Source organism: Stenotrophomonas sp. 364 (assembly GCF_009832905.1).
In the GTDB taxonomy this organism is placed as follows: Bacteria; Pseudomonadota; Gammaproteobacteria; order Xanthomonadales; family Xanthomonadaceae; genus Stenotrophomonas; species Stenotrophomonas maltophilia_AP.
Map to the genome: position 1 here is coordinate 1898358 of NZ_CP047135.1, position 18630 is coordinate 1916987.

15 protein-coding genes are annotated in these 18630 nt (G+C 68.0%); 11 read left to right on the forward strand and 4 right to left on the reverse strand.

Annotated features, from left to right (window positions below; translation table 11 throughout):
- The first annotated feature begins 152 nt into the window (after positions 1-152).
- The 6 genes from GQ674_RS08765 to GQ674_RS08790 all read left to right on the forward strand — a co-directional run bounded on the left by GQ674_RS08765 (position 153) and on the right by GQ674_RS08790 (position 5933).
- Positions 153-341, forward strand: coding sequence for a hypothetical protein (locus GQ674_RS08765; RefSeq protein WP_038692209.1), 189 nt, complete (start codon positions 153-155; stop codon positions 339-341).
- A gap of 185 nt (positions 342-526) precedes the next feature.
- A complete protein-coding gene (locus tag GQ674_RS08770) occupies positions 527-1531 on the forward strand; it encodes an alpha/beta hydrolase-fold protein (protein WP_159496738.1) in 1005 nt (334 codons plus the stop codon).
- A gap of 128 nt (positions 1532-1659) precedes the next feature.
- Positions 1660-3036 carry an ATP-binding protein gene (locus GQ674_RS08775; protein ID WP_159496739.1) on the forward strand — a complete coding sequence of 459 codons (1377 nt, stop codon included), beginning with the start codon at positions 1660-1662 and terminating at the stop codon, positions 3034-3036.
- Positions 3037-3082: 46 nt separating this feature from the next.
- Positions 3083-4129 carry an ABC transporter substrate-binding protein gene (locus GQ674_RS08780; RefSeq protein ID WP_159496740.1) on the forward strand — a complete coding sequence of 349 codons (1047 nt, stop codon included), beginning with the start codon at positions 3083-3085 and terminating at the stop codon, positions 4127-4129.
- The gene (locus GQ674_RS08785; RefSeq protein WP_159496741.1) at positions 4126-5169 is read left to right on the forward strand and encodes an iron ABC transporter permease; all 1044 of its coding nucleotides are present in this window, start codon (positions 4126-4128) and stop codon (positions 5167-5169) included. The genes GQ674_RS08780 and GQ674_RS08785 overlap by 4 nt, the downstream gene beginning before the upstream one ends.
- Positions 5166-5933, forward strand: a complete 768-nt coding sequence (locus GQ674_RS08790; RefSeq protein ID WP_159496742.1) for a heme ABC transporter ATP-binding protein — start codon at positions 5166-5168, stop codon at positions 5931-5933. Before GQ674_RS08785 ends, GQ674_RS08790 begins: the two co-directional genes overlap by 4 nt.
- Positions 5934-6118: 185 nt before the next feature.
- Here GQ674_RS08790 and GQ674_RS08795 read toward each other — a convergent pair whose 3' ends face one another.
- Positions 6119-8320, reverse strand: coding sequence for a TonB-dependent siderophore receptor (locus tag GQ674_RS08795; RefSeq protein WP_159496743.1), 2202 nt, complete (start codon positions 8318-8320; stop codon positions 6119-6121).
- Positions 8321-8578: 258 nt separating this feature from the next.
- On the opposite strand from GQ674_RS08795, the gene GQ674_RS08800 reads away from it, so the two are divergent.
- The 4 genes from GQ674_RS08800 to GQ674_RS08815 all read left to right on the forward strand — a co-directional run bounded on the left by GQ674_RS08800 (position 8579) and on the right by GQ674_RS08815 (position 13918).
- Complete coding sequence (locus GQ674_RS08800; RefSeq protein WP_159496744.1) at positions 8579-9331, forward strand: hypothetical protein; 753 nt, start codon at positions 8579-8581, stop codon at positions 9329-9331.
- Positions 9332-9762: 431 nt separating this feature from the next.
- Positions 9763-11805, forward strand: coding sequence for an elongation factor G (gene fusA, locus GQ674_RS08805; protein ID WP_159496745.1), 2043 nt, complete (start codon positions 9763-9765; stop codon positions 11803-11805).
- A 425-nt stretch (positions 11806-12230) separates the two neighbouring features.
- Entirely contained in the window at positions 12231-13151 is a 921-nt protein-coding gene (locus tag GQ674_RS08810) for a M14 family metallocarboxypeptidase (protein ID WP_159496746.1), read from the forward strand.
- Positions 13152-13162: 11 nt separating this feature from the next.
- A complete protein-coding gene (locus GQ674_RS08815) occupies positions 13163-13918 on the forward strand; it encodes a helix-turn-helix domain-containing protein (RefSeq protein WP_159496747.1) in 756 nt (251 codons plus the stop codon).
- A 47-nt stretch (positions 13919-13965) separates the two neighbouring features.
- Here GQ674_RS08815 and GQ674_RS08820 read toward each other — a convergent pair whose 3' ends face one another.
- The 3 genes from GQ674_RS08820 to GQ674_RS08830 all read right to left on the reverse strand — a co-directional run bounded on the left by GQ674_RS08820 (position 13966) and on the right by GQ674_RS08830 (position 16644).
- On the reverse strand, positions 13966-15507 hold the full coding sequence (locus GQ674_RS08820; RefSeq protein WP_159496748.1) for a sulfite reductase flavoprotein subunit alpha: 1542 nt from the start codon (positions 15505-15507) through the stop codon (positions 13966-13968).
- On the reverse strand, positions 15507-15935 hold the full coding sequence (locus tag GQ674_RS08825; protein WP_159496749.1) for a PAS domain-containing protein: 429 nt from the start codon (positions 15933-15935) through the stop codon (positions 15507-15509). Before GQ674_RS08825 ends, GQ674_RS08820 begins: the two co-directional genes overlap by 1 nt.
- Positions 15936-16113: 178 nt before the next feature.
- On the reverse strand, positions 16114-16644 hold the full coding sequence (locus GQ674_RS08830; protein ID WP_159496750.1) for a hypothetical protein: 531 nt from the start codon (positions 16642-16644) through the stop codon (positions 16114-16116).
- Positions 16645-17015: 371 nt separating this feature from the next.
- Between GQ674_RS08830 and proP the strand changes: the two genes are divergently transcribed.
- On the forward strand, positions 17016-18503 hold the full coding sequence (gene proP, locus GQ674_RS08835; protein ID WP_159496751.1) for a glycine betaine/L-proline transporter ProP: 1488 nt from the start codon (positions 17016-17018) through the stop codon (positions 18501-18503).
- The last annotated feature ends 127 nt before the right edge of the window (positions 18504-18630 follow it).

The following is an 18630-nucleotide window of genomic DNA, read 5'->3' on the forward strand; positions in this document are numbered from 1 at the left end:
GCGATGTCAGTCCCAGGCGACGTCATGAATTGTTTAGTGACATGCGGGCGGCGTCTACGCGCCATGCCCAACTTCGCACGCGTTGCTAACCCGCGCACGCCTACGGTGCAGTCACCGGCATCATTTCGTTGCCGAACACCGGAGATGCACAGATGGGTACCAACCAGAACCCGCAGCAGAACCAACAGAACCAGCAGGACAAGAACCAGCCGGGTCAGCAGGGCCAGCAACAGCAGCAGCGTGATCCGCAGCGCCAGGGCCAGCAGCAACAGCAGGACCAGGATCAGGACCAGAAGCGCGAGCGCGCCGGTCAGCAGGGCGGGCAGGACGAAGAAGAATAAGTCGGCTGCCGGTTGAACACTGCGCAGCGGCCCGGCCGGTTGGTCGGGCCGCTGCATTTTCAGAAGACGGAAACGGATACAGACCGTCACATTGATCTATGTGATAAGCATTCGCATTTGGGGTAGACTGCGTTGTCTCCATGTGAAGAGGGCGGCGTAGCCAAGGCTGCCGCCCCTGAGTGCCCATGACGTTGTCTTTTGCGGCCCGCCGCTTCTACGCCTTGCTGCCCGTTGCCGGTCTGATGGTGGGCATGGCCTGCACGCTGCCCAGCGCATCGGCACAGCAGCGCAACCCGCAGCAGCGGGTGAGCAACACCATCTTCGAGCAGAAGGCCGAAAGCTATCGCTTCGAGCGCTTCACCCTGGACAGCCCGGATGGCCAGCGCCGCTGGCAGGTCAACGTAGGCATCCCGCTGCGCGCCGGCAACGCGCCTGCACCGGTGCTGTACATGCTCGACGGCAACGCCGCCGCCATGGTGATGGACCAGCCGCTGCTGGCCGAGCTGGCCGCGCGCACGGCCGCGCCGGTGCTGGTGTTCATCGGCTACGACAACGACCTGCGCATCGATTCGCCCGCGCGCACCACCGACTACACCGCCTGGATCGACCGCGCCGACGATGAAGGTGGGCAGCCGACCGTAGTGGGCGGCGGTGCGTTTGCATTCCAGGACCTGATCGAACGGCGGATCAAGCCGGAAGTGGAGAAGCGCGCCACCATCGACCGCCAGCAGCAGGCGCTGTGGGGCCACTCGCTGGGCGGCCTGTTCGTGCTGAGCACGCTCTACACCCGGCCGGCGGCATTCCAGTACTACCTGGCCGCCAGCCCCTCGTTGTGGTGGAGCCAGGGTGCGCCGCTGGGCGACATGGAGCGCCAGTTCCTGGACAACCAGCATGGCCAGAAGGCCCGCGTGTGGCTGATGCTCGGGGGTGCCGAACGCGTTGGTGACCGCGGCAAGCGCGACATGAGCAATCCGCGCGTGGTCGCGCATCTGCGGCGCATCGGTGGTGCCACCCCGGACGCGGCGATGCAGCTCTCCCGGCGCCTGGCCAACGTGCCCGGCCTGGAGGTGCAGTACCGCGAATTCGATGGTCTGGGCCACGGCCCGATGCTGCCGGCCTCGCTGCAGGCGGCGCTCAGTGTGCTGTACGGCGTTGAAGACCGCAGCCGCACCGCGCCGACGCAACCCTGACCTTTTCCGTGACCTGCACGGCTTGGCCGTGCACCCCCGCTACCCAGGCTTTCCGTGCGCCTTTGCACCGGCCCAGGCAACCAATGAACCGCCGCGCGCTGCGCGGCACCCCGTGCAAGGAGCCTGTCATGTCATTCCGTTCTTCCCTCCGTCTCACCACCCTGGCCGCCGGCCTGCTGCTGGCCGTCGTCGGCAACGCGCAGCCCGTGTTCGACCAGCCCGCCAGTGTGTTCAAGGGCGAGGTTGTCTCGCGCGGTGAGAACGTCGTGCCGGGCAGCAGTGCCGAAGTGATCGGCCGCGGCTTCGTGCCGGGCCAGCAGGTCAGCCTGCTGCGCGGCGACACCGTGCTCAACGGGCAGCCGCTGACCGTGGATGCCGAAGGCAGCTTCAAGACCCAGCTGCAGATTCCCGCCGACGCAGTGCCGGGTACCCACCCGGTAGTGGTGCGCGCCAGCCAGCCGGCTGCAGCGACCGTGCTCAAGCTGCGCGTGTCGCCGCAGCTGCCGCTGTCCGGGCAGGAGCAGTTCACCACCCAATCCAACAAGCTGGTGCAGGGGCTGTACCAGTCGGCGTACAGCCCGGCCAGCAACGCGGTCTTCGTGACCTCGGCCGTGGGGCGCCCGCCGGTGACCCAGTCGCAGCTGCTGAAGGTGGACCCGAAGACGCTCAACGTGGTCAAGGCGATCACCCCGGCCCAGGTGCCCGACGCCAAGGGCGGCAGCGTGTTTGCCGTGTACGGCGTGGGCGTGGACGACGCCAATGGCACCGTGTGGGTGACCAACACCCGCCAGGACAGCGTTGCGGTCTACCGCCAGTCGGATCTCTCGCTGGTGCATCAGTTCCCGGTCGGCACGGTGCCGCACGCGCGCGACGTGGTGGTGGATGCCAAGCACGGCAAGGTGTTCGCGTCGGCGACCGGTGAAGACCATCTGTCGGTGTTCGATGCAAAGACCTTCAAGGCGCTGGCGCCGATCACCCTGGCGTCGGGTGTGGACGATGAGAAGTTCGTTCCGATGAGCCTGGTGCTGGACGAAGCCAGCGGCAAGCTGTTCACCGTCAGCATCGGCACGCCCGAAGCGGCGGTGATCGACGTGGCCAGCGGCAAGGTCGACAAGGTGATCGACCTGGGCAATTCGATCAGCGCCTCCGGCGTGGCCTACGACGCGCAGCAGAACCGGCTGTACGTGGCCTCGCAGGGCACCGACAACCTGCTGATCGTGGATGTCGCCAGCGGCAAGGTGCTGCACGACGTCGCGGTGGGTGCCGGCGCGCTGAACGTTGCCTTCGATCCGAAGGCGGGCCTGGCCTACGTGACCAACCGCGGTGCCGGTACCGTGACTGTGGTGGACCGCAGTGGCAGGGTGGTCGGCAACCTGGACGGCGGCACCTTCCCCAACCACGTGCGTGCCGACGGCAAGGGCAACGTGTTCGCGGTGAACAAGTCGCGCGGCACCGACGATGCCAAGGGCGACCGCATCACCCGCATCGCGCTGCGCCAGCGTTGAGTCAACGGGCAGGGCGGTCATCGGCCGCCCTGTCGAAGGAGTCATGATGAAATCCAGTACTTCCCTGCGGTTGTTGCCGCTCGCCATGGCCGTGGCACTGGCCGCGTGCAGTGGCCCGGCCACCCCGCCGGCCGCCGACGCGCCAGCGGCCACCACCGCGCCCGCTGCCGAAAGCGCTGCGGCCGACGCATTGCCTGCCGGCTGGACGCGGCTGGACGGCGGCGCATTGCCGAGCCTGGTTGGCCAGGCCGCCGTGCTGCCGGCCAAGGTGCGGTCCGATGACGGTGCCGAGGTCGAGGTGGATGACACCCGCCGGATCATCGTCGGCGGCGATGACGTGATTGCGGTGATCGATGCGCTGGGCCTGGGCAAGCAGGTGTTTGCCGCCCCGAAGAACACCACGACCGCGTCCGGCCGCGCTGCGCCGCACCAGTTCCTGTTCAACCGCACCACCGGCGTGGAAGGCGTGCTGAGCCTGCAGGGCTCGCTGTTCCTGGGCAACAGCCTGCGCCGCCACACCGAACTGGCGCAGAAGCTGCGCGCGGTGGGCGAACCGGCGGTGGTGGTGGACGACCTGCAGCCGGCCCCGGACAAGGTGCGCAAGATCGCCGCTGCGCTGGGCCTGGCCGAGGCCGGGCAGACGCTGGCCAGCCAGGTGCAAACGCAGCTGGACGAAGCGGCGGCGATCGGCAGGGCCAGTGGCCGCGCACCGCGCGTGATCCACGTATCGGCCACCGGTGCCGGCGGCGCGCCCACCGTGGCCGGCGCCGACAGTGCATCGGCCAAGCTGATCGCGCTGGCTGGTGGGCTCAACATCGGCACCGAAGCGGGGGTGTCCAACTACTCGGCGCTGAGCAACGAGGGCGTGGTGGCGGCAGCACCGGAGGTGATCCTGGTGACCGAGCACGACCTGGCCCTGTTCGGCGGCGCTGACGGCCTGTGGAAAGCCTACCCGACCTTGAAGCAGACGCCGGCCGGACAGGCCAACCGGGTCTGGGTGATGCCCGATGTGCAGCTCAAGTACGCCAGCGTCGGTTCGGGCGTGGGCGCACTGGCGTTGGCCAAGGCGCTGGCGGCGCTGCCCAAGGCATGAGTCCGGCCGATCGGCGCCGCCGACGCGGGCGCGGCATGTTGGTGTTGGCCGCCGTGGTGCTGCTGCTGGCGGTGCTCGCCTCGTTCGCGGTGGGGCCGTTGCGGCTGCCACCGCTGGAGGTGCTGCAGGCGCTCGGGGTGAAGCTGGGGCTGGTGGATCCGCAGGCGGTGAGCAGCCGTGATCTGGCGGTGGTCTGGCAGTTGCGCATTCCGCGCGCGCTGCTCGGGGCGATGGTCGGTGCGGCGTTGGCGATGGCCGGTGCCAGCCTGCAGGGGCTGTTCGGCAATCCGCTGGCCGACCCGGGCATCGTGGGCGTCAGCCAGGGGGCAGCGCTGGGTGCGGTGGCGGCCATCGTGCTGGGCGCGGCCGGTGCGGCCGGCTGGATCGTGCCGGTGGCCGCATTTGTCGGCGGTGCCGTGGCGATCAGCCTGACCTATCTGCTGGCGCGGCCGGGCAAGGGCAGCGGCAATGCGACGCTGCTGCTGGTGGGCATCGCGATGGCGGCGTTCTGTTCGGCGCTGATCGGTTTCCTGACCTATATCGCCAGCGAAAGCGAGCTGCAGTCGCTGGTGTTCTGGCAGATGGGATCGCTGGCCCGGGCCAGCTGGCGCGACGTGGTAGCGGTGGTGCCGTTGTTCGCCATCGGCGCGTTTGCGCTGAAGCGCCTGGCCACGCCGCTGGACATGCTCGCGCTGGGCGAACGCCAGGCGCAGCATCTGGGCCTGGACGTGGCCCGCACGCGGCGCCGTCTGGTGGCCTTCAGTGCGCTGCTGGTGGGAGCCGCCGTAGCGTTTGCCGGTTCGGTGGCGTTCGTGGGTCTGGTGGTGCCGCACGTGGCGCGCATGCTGGTGGGCCCGGGCCATCGCTGGTTGCTGCCTGTGTCTGGCGTGCTGGGCGCGCTGTTGATCGTGGTGGCCGATACGGCCGCACGCACCCTGGACCCGCCCGCGGAGATTCCGCTGGGCTTGTTCTCGGCCGCGCTGGGCGCGCCGTTCTTCCTGTGGCTGGTGCTGCAGCAGCGTCGCAAGGACAGCCCATGAGCGCGCTGTTGCGCCTGCGCGGGGTGATCGTGCGCCGCCAGCAGCGCGAGATCCTGCACGGCGTCGCGCTGGATTTCATACCGGGCACGGTCACGGCGCTGGTCGGGCCCAACGGTGCGGGCAAGTCGACCCTGCTGGCGGTGGCCGCGGGCGATCTGCAGGCCGATGCGGGCGAGGTGCTGCTGCAGGGCAGGCCACTGGCCGATTACAAGGCCGGGCCGTTGGCGCGCGAGCGCGCGGTGATGCCGCAGGAACACGGGGTGCGGTTCGCCTTCAGCGTGGAGGAAGTGGTGGCGATGGGGCGGTTGCCGCATCCGCCGGATCCGGTAGCCGACGATGCGCAGGTGGAAGCGGCCATTGCCGCGGCGGAACTGCAGGCGCTGCGCCTGCGCGAGGTGCAGCAGCTGTCCGGGGGTGAATCGGCGCGCACCACGTTTGCCCGGGTGCTGGCCCAGCAGACCCCCTTGCTGCTGCTGGATGAGCCGACCGCGGCGCTGGACCTGCGCCACCAGGAGCGCACGCTGCGCAGCGTGCGCGCGCTGGCCGATGCCGGCGCCTGCGTGATCGTAGTGCTGCACGACCTGAATCTTGCGGCGGGCTACGCCGACCGCATCGTGCTGCTGGAGCAGGGCCGGGTGGCCGCCGATGGCACGCCCGCCGAAGTGCTCACCGAAGCCCATCTGGGCCGCGTGTATCAGCAACCGGTGATCGTGCTGCAGCACCCGCAGCGCGGCGTGCCGTTGGTGGTGGTGGCCGACGCGTAGGTGCCGACCGTTGGTCGGCACGAAGGTCGCGCACCGGTAGTGCCGGCCGCTGGCCGGCTCCACGCAATCCCGCATCCAGAGCAGCCGACCAACGGTCGGCTCTACCAGGGGTTCAATGCCCCTCAGCCCACCATCGGTCGGCTCTACCGCGGGTGCGATTTTGCCCGCCGCGCGTCATCGTGCCGTTACCACCCCAGCGTCGCGGTCGCGGTCACCGTGCGGCCGCTGCCGTAGTAGCACGACGAGACCCCGGTGCAGGTGGACAAGAAGCGCTTGTCGGCCAGGTTGCTGGCATTGAGCGCCAGTCGCACCGTGGTGCTGCCGATCTGGCCCACGTCGTAGCGGATCGCCGCGTCAAACAGCGTGTATGAGGGAATACGATACAGATTGGCACTGTCGCCATAGCTCACCCCGTTGTAGCGCGCGCCGGCCGCCAGGCTCAGGCCCTGCAGTGCGCCGCCCTGGAAGGTGTAGTCGGCCCAGAACGAGGCGCTGTAGTCGGGCACCATCGCCAGCGCCTTGCCCTTGTAGGGCGCCGAACGGGTCATCTCCGCGTCCATGCGCGACGCCGCGCCGATCAGGCTGAAGCCCTCGAACGGGGTGATCCGGCCTTCCAGTTCGATCCCGCGCACGCGGCCCTCGTCGCCCTGGATCGAACAGGTGGCGGTGCCGGTAGCGCCGCAGGTGCGGTGGCTGGCCACCGGGTCGTCGACGATCATGTTCTGCTGCCGCAGGTCATACACCGCCAGCGTCACCAGCCCATCCACGCTGGCTGGCTGGTACTTCAGGCCGGCCTCCCACTGCGACCCGGTGACCGGTTCGAACGTGGCCTGGGTGAAGCTGTCCAGCGGCGACTTGGTCGAGGGCTGGAACGATTCGGCGTAGCTTACATAGGGGGTCAGGCCGTTCTCGAACACGTACAGCACGCCGGCGCGGCCGGTGAAGGCTTCGCTCTTGATCACGTTGCGCCCGCTAGGCGTGGAGATGCCGGTGCTGATGTTGCGGTTGGCGCTGCTGCTGTCGTCCTTGGTCCAGTCGTAGCGGCCGCCCAGCGTCAGGCGCCAGTTGCCCAGCGCCAGCTGGTCCTGCAGGTACACACCGCTCTGGCGGTTGACGCCGGCGGTGGGCGTTTCGGTGCTCAGCGTGGGCGCGTAGTTCGAGTACACCGGGGTGAAGATGTCGATCGGACGCGGGCTGCTCATCGCGCTGCGCACGCCTTCCCAGTCGGCCCGCTGCCAGTCCCAGCCCAGCAGCACGGTGTGGTCGACCGCACCGGTGGCGAAGCGGGCCTGCAGGCGGGTGTCGAACGTGTCGCCGTCCGAGTCGCCGGTACCCATCACGCCGCGGCGGTTCTGGGTGCGGCCGTCGGCGTTGAGCGCGCCGAAGGTGACCACGCCGCTGTACAGCGAATCCACATGCGTGCGGCGTGCGCTCTGGGTCAGGGTGAGGTGGTCGTTGAACGCGTGTTCGAACAGCCAGCCGGCCGTCCACAGTGTGCGGTCGAAGGTGTTCCAGCCCGGTTCGCCGATGAAGGTGCTGTTCTTCATGTAGCCGTAGCGGGTGGGGGCGAGCGTGCCGGCGGCCGGCAGGAACTGGTAGGTGGAGCCGCCGTCGTCCTTCTGGTACATGCCCAGCAGGGTCAGGCGCGTGCGCTCGGCGATCTGCCAGCTGTAGCTGGGCGCCAGGAACCAGTGCCTCTGTTCGGTGTGGTTGATCTGGGTGTCGCCGTCGCGGTACAGCCCGACCAGGCGGAACAGGTGGTCGTTGTCGGCGGTGCCGGTGCCCACGTCGAAGGCGGCGGTGTACTGGCCATTGGCATCCACACCCAGGCGCAGCTGCGGGGCCTGGTCCGGCGTGGGCGTCTTGCTGACCTGGTTGACCATGCCCCCCGGGGCGATCTGCCCGTACATCACCGCCGAGGGGCCCTTGAGTACTTCCACCCGCTCCAGGTTCCAGCTGTCGAACATGCTGCGGTTCCACTGGCTGCCCTGCGGCGCACGCATACCGTCCAGGGTGACGTTGTTGGACCAGCTGCCGGCGTCGAAGCCGCGAATGCGGAAGTCGTCCACGCGGTTGTCGATGCCGCTGCTTTCCAGGCTCACACCGGCCACGTAGCGCATCGCGTCGTTGAGCGACTGCACACCCCGCGCATCCAGTTCGGCGCGCTCGATCACCGACACCGACTGCGGCGTTTCAGCAATGCTGGTGCTGGTCTTGGTCGCGCCGCTGGTGCTGTTGGCGGTGCGGTAGGCGTTGACCTGCACCGCATCCAGCGCGGTGGCCTGCTGGGCGAGGGCATCGAATGCGAGCGTGGTGGTGGCCACGGTGCAGGCCAGGGACAACAGGGTGCGGCGCAGCCTGGAGGGAAGGGGGGCGGGAGAATGCATGGCGCGGCTCGGGACGAAGGGGGCGAGTGCCTGGCCGGTGGCGATGCGCAAGACTGCGGACGTCGATTCCAATCCAGGCAAGGGGAATCTGCACACCATTTTAACCGGCTGGCGCTCTGATGCAATTGCAACCCATTCGCATATGCGAGCTCGCGACATCCGGTCGCAGCGGGCCACGGAGCCGATTCGCCCGCGTATCATGCGCGGCCCTGTTCGACGTTGATCTCGATCGACGCGCTTAAGCAAAGGATGGATCCCATGACCCACACGCCCACCTGCATCGCGCTGGCCACCGCGCTCCTCGTTCTGGCTGGCGCCACCCATGCAGCGGCCGTCAGCACGGTGTCGTTGAGCAAGGCCAGCGAAGCTGCCGCCAGCATCGATGTGCAGCACCTGCCCAGCGCAGGTGCAGAGATATCGCGGATGCAGACGCAGCATTTCGCCGACGGCGACCAGCTGACCACCTGGGCCGACGGTGGGGTGATGATGCTGTGCCGCAAGGTGGGCTACATCAAGGTGCCCGCCGACAAGCCAGAGGTGGCCACGCTGCCGCTGGAGCAGCGGCAGATGCTGGTGTACGCCGCGATGATGGGCAGCGTGGGCGGCGTGGTGCAGGTGATGCAATGGACCGGTGAGAACGTGGAGGTGGCCGACGACGGCAGCGAAACCACGCGCAGCGCCGAATCAAAGTGGGCCTACGGCGTGGAGCGGGCCGAAGTGACTACCCAGCGCATGCCCGACGGTGCCTTGCGGGTACGGGCGCGCAAGACCGCCACGGAAGAATCCACGCCGCGTTCCGGGCCGGATGCCGACTTCAGCACCGACGACGACCGTGACGCGCGGATCGCCGAGCTGCCGGCCGTGGGCAGCTGGATGGAGGTGTTGATCGGTACGCAGCCAAAGGCGGCCCGCATCGATCCGGCGTTCTCCCTCGCCGGTTGGGTGTCCTCGGGCGAAGGCCATGCCGCGACGGTGGGCGAGGCGCGGGCGGCGGCGGGCTGCAAGGACTGACGCTCCAGCGCCATTGTTCTGCTGGCGGCGATTCGAATTGCATGTGGGCGTCAGTGTTCTGCTGTTGATACTTAAAAGCCCTTGCTGCCGGCCTGCACAGGTCTACAATGGCGCCATTCCTTCCAGGCTACCCCGATGCGTTCGCAACCGCTCCTGACGTTTTTTACCCAGACCCGCGCAAGCGTGGAACGGGCGCGTCTGCCCTGCGGCTCATCCGGCGGCTGATCGATATCCGATCCCCCTGAACGACCCAGACAGAGCGCCCCATCGGGCGCTCTTTTCGTTTCCGCGTTTCACTTCCGTCCCCTGTTACAGAACGCATCAAAGGAGAACGTGCCATGCACCAGATCGCCGAGCCCCAAACCTGGCCGCACGCCCGTTAGCCAACGGCGGCGTGCGGCTCCCCGATGTTGGCGATGCGAGTACCCACCATGAACACCCACACCCATACCCTTTCCCATTGGCGCAACCTGGGCATCATTGCCCACATCGACGCCGGCAAGACCACGCTCACCGAACGCCTGCTGTGGAAAACCGGCGAGATCCGCCGTGTCGGCGAAGTGCATGACGGCGCGGCCACCACCGATTTCTCGGCCATCGAGCGCGAACGCGGCATCACCATCGGCGCAGCCGCCGTGCAGGCGCACTGGGCACCGCGCGGTGGCGACGACCATCGGCTGACTTTGATCGACACCCCCGGGCACATCGATTTCGCGATCGAAGTGGAGCGTTCGCTGCGCGTGCTGGATGGCGCGGTCGCGGTGTTTTCCGCGGTCGATGGCGTGCAGCCGCAGTCTGAAACGGTCTGGCACCAGGCGCGTCGCCACGGCGTTCCGCTGATCGCCTATGTCAACAAGATGGACCGTGTGGGCGCCTCGTTCGAGCGCGTGCTGGGCCAGTTGCAGGACAAGCTGCAGGCGCGGCCCTGGGCGCTCGGCTGGCCGCTGGGCGATGAGAACCACTTCCACGGCTGGGTCGATTTCATCGCCCGGCAACGCGTGGAGTGGGACGACGCCGGCAACCCGACCCGCAGCGGATGGACCGCAGACGAGCAGGCGCAGTGGGAACCGTATCGTCTGCGTCTGATCGAGGCGGTGGCCAACCATGACGACGCGCTGGCCGACACCTGGCTGGCGGGCGAGGCCGTGGATGACGCGCTGTTGCGTGCCGCGCTGCGCCGGGCCACGTTGGCCGGTGCGGGCGTGCCGGTGCTGGCCGGTGCCGCGTTCAAGAGCAAGGGCATCGACACCTTGCTGGATGCGATCGTGGATTTCCTGCCTTCGCCGCTGGACCGCCCTGCGGTGGTGGCCACCCGTGGCGACAAGGAGGTGCTGCTGCCGCCGGATCCGAAGGGACCGCTGGCGGGCCTGCTGTTCAAGATCACCCACCAGAGCCATGCTGCGTTGAGCTTCGTGCGGCTGTACTCGGGCACCTTGAAGGTGGGCGACCAGGTGGCCAGTTCGCAGCACGCGCAGGGCCGGCGCATCAGCCGGCTGGTGCGGGTGCAGGCCGACCACACCCACGACATCACCGAGGCGGTTGCCGGTGAGATCGTGGCGGTGATCGGCTGGAAGGATGCGGTGAGCGGTGAAACGCTCAGCGCGCCGTCCGCGCCGCTGCTGCTGGACACCATCCATGCCCAGCACGCGGTGCTGGCATGGCGGTTGAATGCGGACAAGGCGTCGGACCTGATCCGGATGAGCCAGGCCCTGTCGAGCCTGGCCCAGGAAGATCCCTCGTTCCGCGTCGCGACCGACGCGGTGACCGGGGAGACCCTGATCTGGGGCATGGGCGAGCTGCACCTGGAGGTGATGGTCGAGCGTCTGCGCAGCGAGTGGAACGTGCCGGTGCGGGTGGGTGAGCCGCGTGTGGCCTACCAGGAAACGCCCGCCCGCGCGGTGCACGGCGTGGAAGGCAAGGTGGCCAAGCAGACCGGCGGCCAGGGTCAGTTCGCCCGGGTGCTGATCGAGGTGGCGCCCACCGGCGACGACGCGGTGCGCTTTGTCGACCGCACCGTGGGCGGCGTCATTCCGAAGGCGTTCGTGGCGGCGGTGGAGAAGGGCGTGCGCGCGGCCCTGGAAGAGGGCCCGCGTGGGTATCCGGTGGTCGGGATCGAGGTGACCCTGACCGACGGCCAGACCCATGCCAAGGACTCGTCGGAAATGGCGTTCCATCGCGCGGGCAGCGAGGCGGTGAAGGCGGCGCTGGCCACGGCGGGCACGCGCCTGCTGGAGCCGGTGATGGAAGTAGCGATTCATGCGCCGTCGGGCAACGTGGGCGATGTGGTGGGCGACCTCAACCGCCGGCAAGGGCGGGTGGCGTCCATCGAGGACCACGGTGCGCAGGTGGACGTGTTGGGTTATGCGCCGCTGGCGCGGCTGGCCGGTTACACCACGGCGCTGCGCTCGCTGACCCAGGGGCGTGCGTCCAGCGACATGCGCTTCAACGGCTACGAAGAAGTGCAGGCCGCATGACACGCTGGTAGGCACCGACCGTTGGTCGATGCATGAGGGGGCCGGGCAACCGGCCCCCTTTTTTTTATTTTCGCCTCGATCGCGCCAAACGCATAAGCGTGGTGCCGTTATCTGCCCTGCAGCCAGGCCGGGATGGGTCATGTGGCACGTGCCGGTCTGCACCCATGCGCGGATCTGCGCGGCGCGTCCGGGGTCATGACCGGCCACGCTGTCGAGGGCTACCAGGGCCTCCGGGTGATGGGGGCTGCAGGGGCGATGTCGATCACGCGTTAGCTTCCTTCCGGGGGTGTCAGGTGCCGGCGGGCACCTTGCCCATTCTGGCTTGGGCGGACGCCGCTGGGACCGGTCAGGCCTTCTGCATTTACACTACTGGGCTGGGTCACGCGTTTTCGCGCGGACCCGTTTCCCGACTTCTGGAGCCTCCGATGACCCTTGCGCATTTCTACCCGATCGGCACCCCCGGCCAGCCCTGGGGCGACGCCGAACGCGCGCAGTGGCGGGCCCGCCAGCAGCGCCAGCGCAGCTACCACGAGGACGTGGTGGCCGCGCTCGAGCGCCTGGGCGAGCGGTTCGAGGTGGTCCAGTATGGCCAGCTCGACTATGCCCCGGACCACTATCCGCTGTTTGCGGTGGTGAACCAGCAGTGGGACCCGGCGCTGCCCAGCGCGCTGGTGACCGGTGGCGTGCACGGCTATGAAACCAGTGGCGTGCACGGCGCGCTGCAGTTCCTGGACCAGCACGCCGACGCCTACGCCGGGCGCATCAACCTGATCGTGGCCCCGTGCGTCAGCCCGTGGGGCTATGAGCGCATCCAGCGCTGGAACCCCGACGCGATCGATCCCAACCGCAGCTTCCGTGACGGTGGCCAGATCGAAGAGGCGGCCGCGCTGATGCGCTGGGTGGGCGCCCGTGCAGATGGCCTGCTGGTGCATCTGGACCTGCATGAAACCACCAACAGCGACCTGGAAGAGTTCGATCCGGCCCGCTGCGCGCGTGACGGCAAGGACCTGGTGCCGGACATCATTCCCGATGGTTTCTACGTGATCGGCAACAGCGAAGACCCGCAGCCGGCGTTCCAGCAGGCGCTGGTAGCGGCAGTCGAAAAGGTCACGCATATCGCGCCGGCCGATGCCAAGGGTGAGCTGATTGGCATGCCATTGCAGTCCAACGGGGTGGTGTGGGGCGAATCCCGCTCGATCGGTGCCTGCGCCGGCTTCACCAACGCCCGCTATGCCACCACCACCGAGGTGTATCCGGACAGCCCCCGCACCAACCCACAGGAATGCAACGATGCGCAGGTGGCGGCCGTGTGCGCTGGCCTGGACTTCGCTCTGGCCCAGCCCTGATCATCGCCGTCATGTCGTCACCGGGCACCCCCAACCCCGCTGCCGCCGATGACGGCGATGCGCTGCATTTCTGCAGCACCTGCGCGTTTTCCGATGCGTGCATGTCGCAGGGCTACGACAAGACCGCGCTGGCCGAACTGCATGTGCTGGTGGACCACGTGGGGCCGTTTCGCGCGGGCGAGCATATCTTCCGCGCGGGCGATCCGTTCGATTCGATCGCCGCGGTGCGTGGCGGCATGGTCAAGACCTACCTCAACGACAGCCAAGGCAACGAGCAGGTGCTGGGCTTCAGCCTGCCCGGCGAGGTGATCGGGCTCAACGCGATCCACGGTGCGCGTTACCCCTGCAATGCCGTTGCGCTGGACACGGTGTACCTGTGCCGGTTCTCGTTCCCGCGCATGAGCCTGCTGGCCACGCGCATGCCCGGCCTGCAGGCCAAGCTGTTCAGCTTGCTCAGTGCCGAGATCGGCAAGGTGGCGTTGATGGCGGCCAACCATCGCACCGAGGCGCGCATGGCCGCGTTCCTGCTGGATCTATCCGAGCGCTATGCGCGCCGCGGCTTCTCGCCGCTGCGCTTCAGCCTGAGCATGAGCCGGGTAGAGATCGCCAACTACCTCCGCATGGCGCCGGAGACCGCCAGCCGGGTGCTGCGCCGACTCAGCGATGACGGCGTGATCGCCGTCAACCAGCGCGAAATGCAGGTGCTGCAGCCGGAGCGGCTGGCTGCGCTGGCCGCGGCAAGCGACGGGACCGGCGCGGCCGGTTGACGGGACGGCGTAGGCCGGGGCTGCGCAGCACTGCCCTGGCGGAGTGCTCAGTACAGTTCCCGATGCAGCCGGCCCTCCGCCTGCAACGTATCCCATGTACTACCGCCGTCTTCGTGGGCCGGCATGATCGTGTTGATCGCGTCCTGCACGGCAGCGCCCAGGTGCTGCTTGTTGCCGCACAGGAACACATGCGCGCCATGCTGCAGCAGGTTGCGTACCGTATCGGCCTGCTCAGCCAGCGCGTGCCGCACGTAATACTTGGCCACGCCGTCGCGCGAGAAGGCCGTGTGCAGTCCCTGCAGGCGACCGTCGGCGCGCCAGGCCTCCAGGTGCTGCTGGTAGAGGAAGTCGTGGTCGCGATGCTTCTCGCCGAACACCAGGTGTACCTCGCGCTCCTGACCGGCGGCGTCCAGCTCGTGCAACAGCCCCATCAACGGCGCGATCCCGGTTCCGGTGCCGACCAGCAGCAGTGGGGCGTGGGGGTCGCGGGGCAGGTGGAAACCCGGGTTGGCGCGGCAGTACACGCGGGCGCTGCCGTCGCCGTCCAGCAGCCAGCCGGTGGCGGTGCCGCGACGCTCGCGACCGCTGCGGGTGTAGCGCACCTCGCGCATGCACAGCGCGGCCTGCGCGCTGCCGGCGGCCGATGCGATCGAATAGGCGCGCGGCAGGCAGGGCGACAGCAGCTCCGCTAACCGCGCCAGTGGCACGCGGTCGGGGCTGGCGTGGTCGTTCAGTACATCCAGCAGGTCGGCGCCGTGCAGGTAGGCCTCCAGTGCGGGGCGCTGGCTGCTGCGCAGCAGGTCCTTCAGTGCGTCGCTGCTGCCCAGGCGTGCCAGCTCGCGCAGCACTGTCTTCCCGAGCAGTCGCAGCTCCTTGTTGCGCAACAGGTCGACCGCTTCGTCCTGGCCATACCAGCGCGCCAGTGCCTGTAGAAGCGTTGGGTCGTTCGGGGCCACCACATGCAGGGTGTCGCCCGCGCGGTAAGCGATGCCGCTGCCGCTCAGGTCCAGCTCCAGGTGCCATGCCGCCGGATCGCGTGCGCTGAGGCGACGACGCGTGGTAATCGGTGCCGCGAACGCATTGTCCTCGGCGTACGCGGTCACCTGCAGACGAAGGTTGCGGCCTGCCGCTTCGTTGCCGTCCAGCACGTGGCCCAGCACCGGCGCCCATTGGTCGAAGAAGTGCTCGTAGCCTGCATCGGCGTCAACCCGGTGCATGATCGGCCGTGCCTGCCGCTCACCGAGCAGGGTGTCGAGGGTCTTGCTGAAGCCGCAGAAGCGCGGGTAGCCGGTATCCCCCAACCCGAACACGGCGTAGCGCAGTCCGGGCAGGGCAGGGGTCTGGCGCAATGCGTCGGCGAAGCGTTCGCCATTGGCGGGTGGCTCACCGTCGCCGAAGGAACTGGACAGCGCCAGCAGCACGTCGCCCGCGCCAAGCGAGGCCACGTCGATGGCGTTGAAGGGCAGCACCTGCGGGGCGTGCCGCTGCAGGGCCGGGAACGCGCCCAGGCGGTGGGCCAGGGCGCGTGCGTTGCCGGATTCGGAGCCGTATCCGACCAGCACGCGTTGGATCGGGGAGGCAGCGTCCATCAGGCGGCAGCGTAGAAGTCGTCGAACTTTTCCTTGCTGAACTCCACCGCGTCGAAGTTGCTCATCAGATCGTTCACCACGCGGCGAATGCTGATGTAGGCGGTGATGGCGCCCTCGGCGTCGAACAGCGGCTGCACCGTGGTGTCCACCACGTACAGGGCGCCGCCCTTGCCCAGGTTGGGCACGATGCCGGTCCAGCTCCTGCCGGCCTTGATGGTGTCCCACATGTCCTTGTAAACCGCCTTGGGCACGTCGGGGTGGCGCACGATGCTGTGCGGCTGGCCGATCAGTTCGTCGCGGCTGAAGCCGGTGAGCGTGCAGAACAGGTCGTTGGCATAGGTGATGTTGCCCTGCAGGTCGGTGGTGGAGATCACCATGACGTTCTGCAGGGCATTCAACAGCTGGGCGTTGTCGGGGGTGTAGCGCATGGCCGGATCCTTGTGGAGGGGGGGGCGTGTCCCGTACAGGATCGGCGCGCCACGCCGGGGTGACCATGACAAAGATCAAGCGGGCCGGCGCCGTGGCTGCGACACTACGTCGCAGCGGAAACGCCGACGGCGCGGGAATCGCTTCCCGCGCCGTCGGTTGTGCCGCTTGCCAGATGCGTTACAGGATGTCGCCGTACGCGCAGCCCACGGTGACCCAACCCGGCGAATAGCTCAGGTCCACCAGCACGCGCGCGTTGCGGTTGCCACTGAGTGCCTTGCGGTAATCCATGCCCTTCCAGCCGAAGGTTTCTTCCATCGCGGCCTGGTCCGGACGCGGGGTCATCCCGCCGATGCGGTCCACGATCGCTTTGCCGCGGGCCAGCTCCTGCCCCGGCGTGACCTTGAAGGCCAGCAGCATCTCGGTGGTGCTGGACAGGTGCACCAGATCAGAGGTTTCGCCCCACGCGGTGATGGGCGCGTCACTCTTCCACAGGCTCAGCGCAGCGTCGCCCGAGGCGGCCGAACCGGCATGCGCGAAGTCGGTGATTTCCTCTGCGTTGATGCTGTCGGTGAATGCGGCGACCTGGTCGGCGGTCAGTTTGCATTCCAGCAGGCGCGACAGCGTGGCGGCGGTGCTGTCCTGGGCCATGGCGGCCGCGGGTGCGAGCAGGCCGAGCAGGGCGCACAGGGTGGTGGTCTTGATGGACATCGGGTGGTATCTCTTCGTGCTGATGGTGGGATGCCGCGCGCACGTTCCGTGTGAGCACGTCGCGGCGGCGGAGGGATTCTGCACGATTCCCGGTGTCCCTCGATAGCGCTGCAGTGCCGTAATGTGAAGATGAGGTAGGGATCACATTTTCGATGTGTAGTACCATGCGTCGCTTGATCATTGTCTCGGGCCGTTGCCCGTCTCTCGGTCACCCTTCCTGCAGCGCCGTGGAATTCCACGCGGCCGTCCGGGAACGCCTGTTGCCACCCCTTCTTCGCGCCTTGTGCCGCGTTCCTTCGAAGGCGGTTCTTTCCTGTGCCGTGCGCGGGACCTCGGGCGTGGTGGTGGCCATGCTTCCAGGAGAAAGCAGAATGCAGGACCTGCATGCCGCACACGCCCATTTCGGGTGGTTCAAACGCCGTCGCCACGTCCAGGTGGACGAAGTGACCGTTGTTGATCGCCCGATGCTCAAGAAGGCCGTGGGTGCCGCCGCCCTTGGCAACGCGATGGAATGGTTCGATTTCGGTGTGTACGGCTACATCGCGGTCACCCTGGGGCAGGTGTTCTTTCCCGCCAGCAATCCGACCGCGCAGCTGATCGCCACCTTCGCCACGTTCACCGTGGCCTTCCTGGTGCGCCCGCTGGGCGGCCTGGTATTCGGGCCGCTGGGCGACAAATACGGTCGCCAGAAAGTGCTGGCCTTCACCATGATCCTGATGGCGCTGGGCACCTTCAGCATCGGCCTGATTCCGTCCTACGACCGCATCGGATTGTGGGCACCGGCATTGCTGCTGCTGGCGCGGCTGGTGCAGGGCTTCTCCACCGGCGGCGAGTACGGCGGGGCGGCGACCTTCATCGCCGAGTACTCCACCGACCGCAACCGCGGGCTGATGGGCAGCTGGCTGGAGTTCGGCACGCTGGGCGGCTACATCGCCGGCGCGGGTACCGTGACGGCGCTGCACATGGCCTTGAGCAGCGCGCAGATGCTGGACTGGGGCTGGCGCATTCCGTTCCTGGTGGCCGGTCCGCTGGGTCTGCTTGGCCTGTACATGCGGATGAAGCTCGAAGAGACCCCGGCGTTCCGTGCCTACGCCGAAGAGGCCGACAAGCGCGACAACGAGCGTCCCGGGCTGGGTGCGCTGTTCCGCGTGCATTGGCCGCAGCTGCTCAAGTGCGTGGGCCTGGTGCTGGTGTTCAACGTCACCGACTACATGCTGCTCACCTACATGCCCAGCTACCTCAGCGTCACCATGGGCTATGCGGAGAGCAAGGGCCTGCTGCTGATCATCATCGTGATGCTGGTGATGATGCCGCTCAACGTGGTGGGCGGCCTGTTCAGTGACAAGCTCGGCCGCCGGCCGATGATCATCGGCGCGTGCATTGCGTTGTTCGCGCTGGCCATCCCGTGCCTGAAGCTGATCGGTACCGGCAACGACTGGCTGATCTTCCTCGGCCTGATGCTGCTGGGCTTGGCGCTGGTGTGCTTCACCAGCTCGATGCCCTCCACGCTGCCGGCACTGTTCTACACCCCGGTGCGCTATAGCGCGCTGTCGATTGCGTTCAACGTGTCGGTGTCGCTGTTCGGGGGCACCACGCCGCTGGTCACCGCCTGGCTGGTCGAGCGCACCGGCGACCCGCTGGTGCCGGCGTACTACCTGATGGGCGCGGCGGTGATCGGCGTCATTACCATGGTGTTCGTCAACGAAACCGCGCGCCTGCCGCTGCGCGGCTCGCCGCCGGCGGTGGCCAGCGAAGCCGAAGCGAGGGCCCTGCTGCGCAGCGACGCCCCGATGACGGTCGACAACGCACAGCCGACGTTGCCCGAGGCAGCCATCCCCGACGAAGCACGCCTCACGTAGTGCCGGCCGCTGGCCGGCTGCTGACCCTCCTGCCGCATCCCCATCGGCGCACTGCAGCATGCGACCGTCCCGCACCGATGCTAGGATCGACCCCACCTTGAATCGATCTAAATTCAACGCCATGACG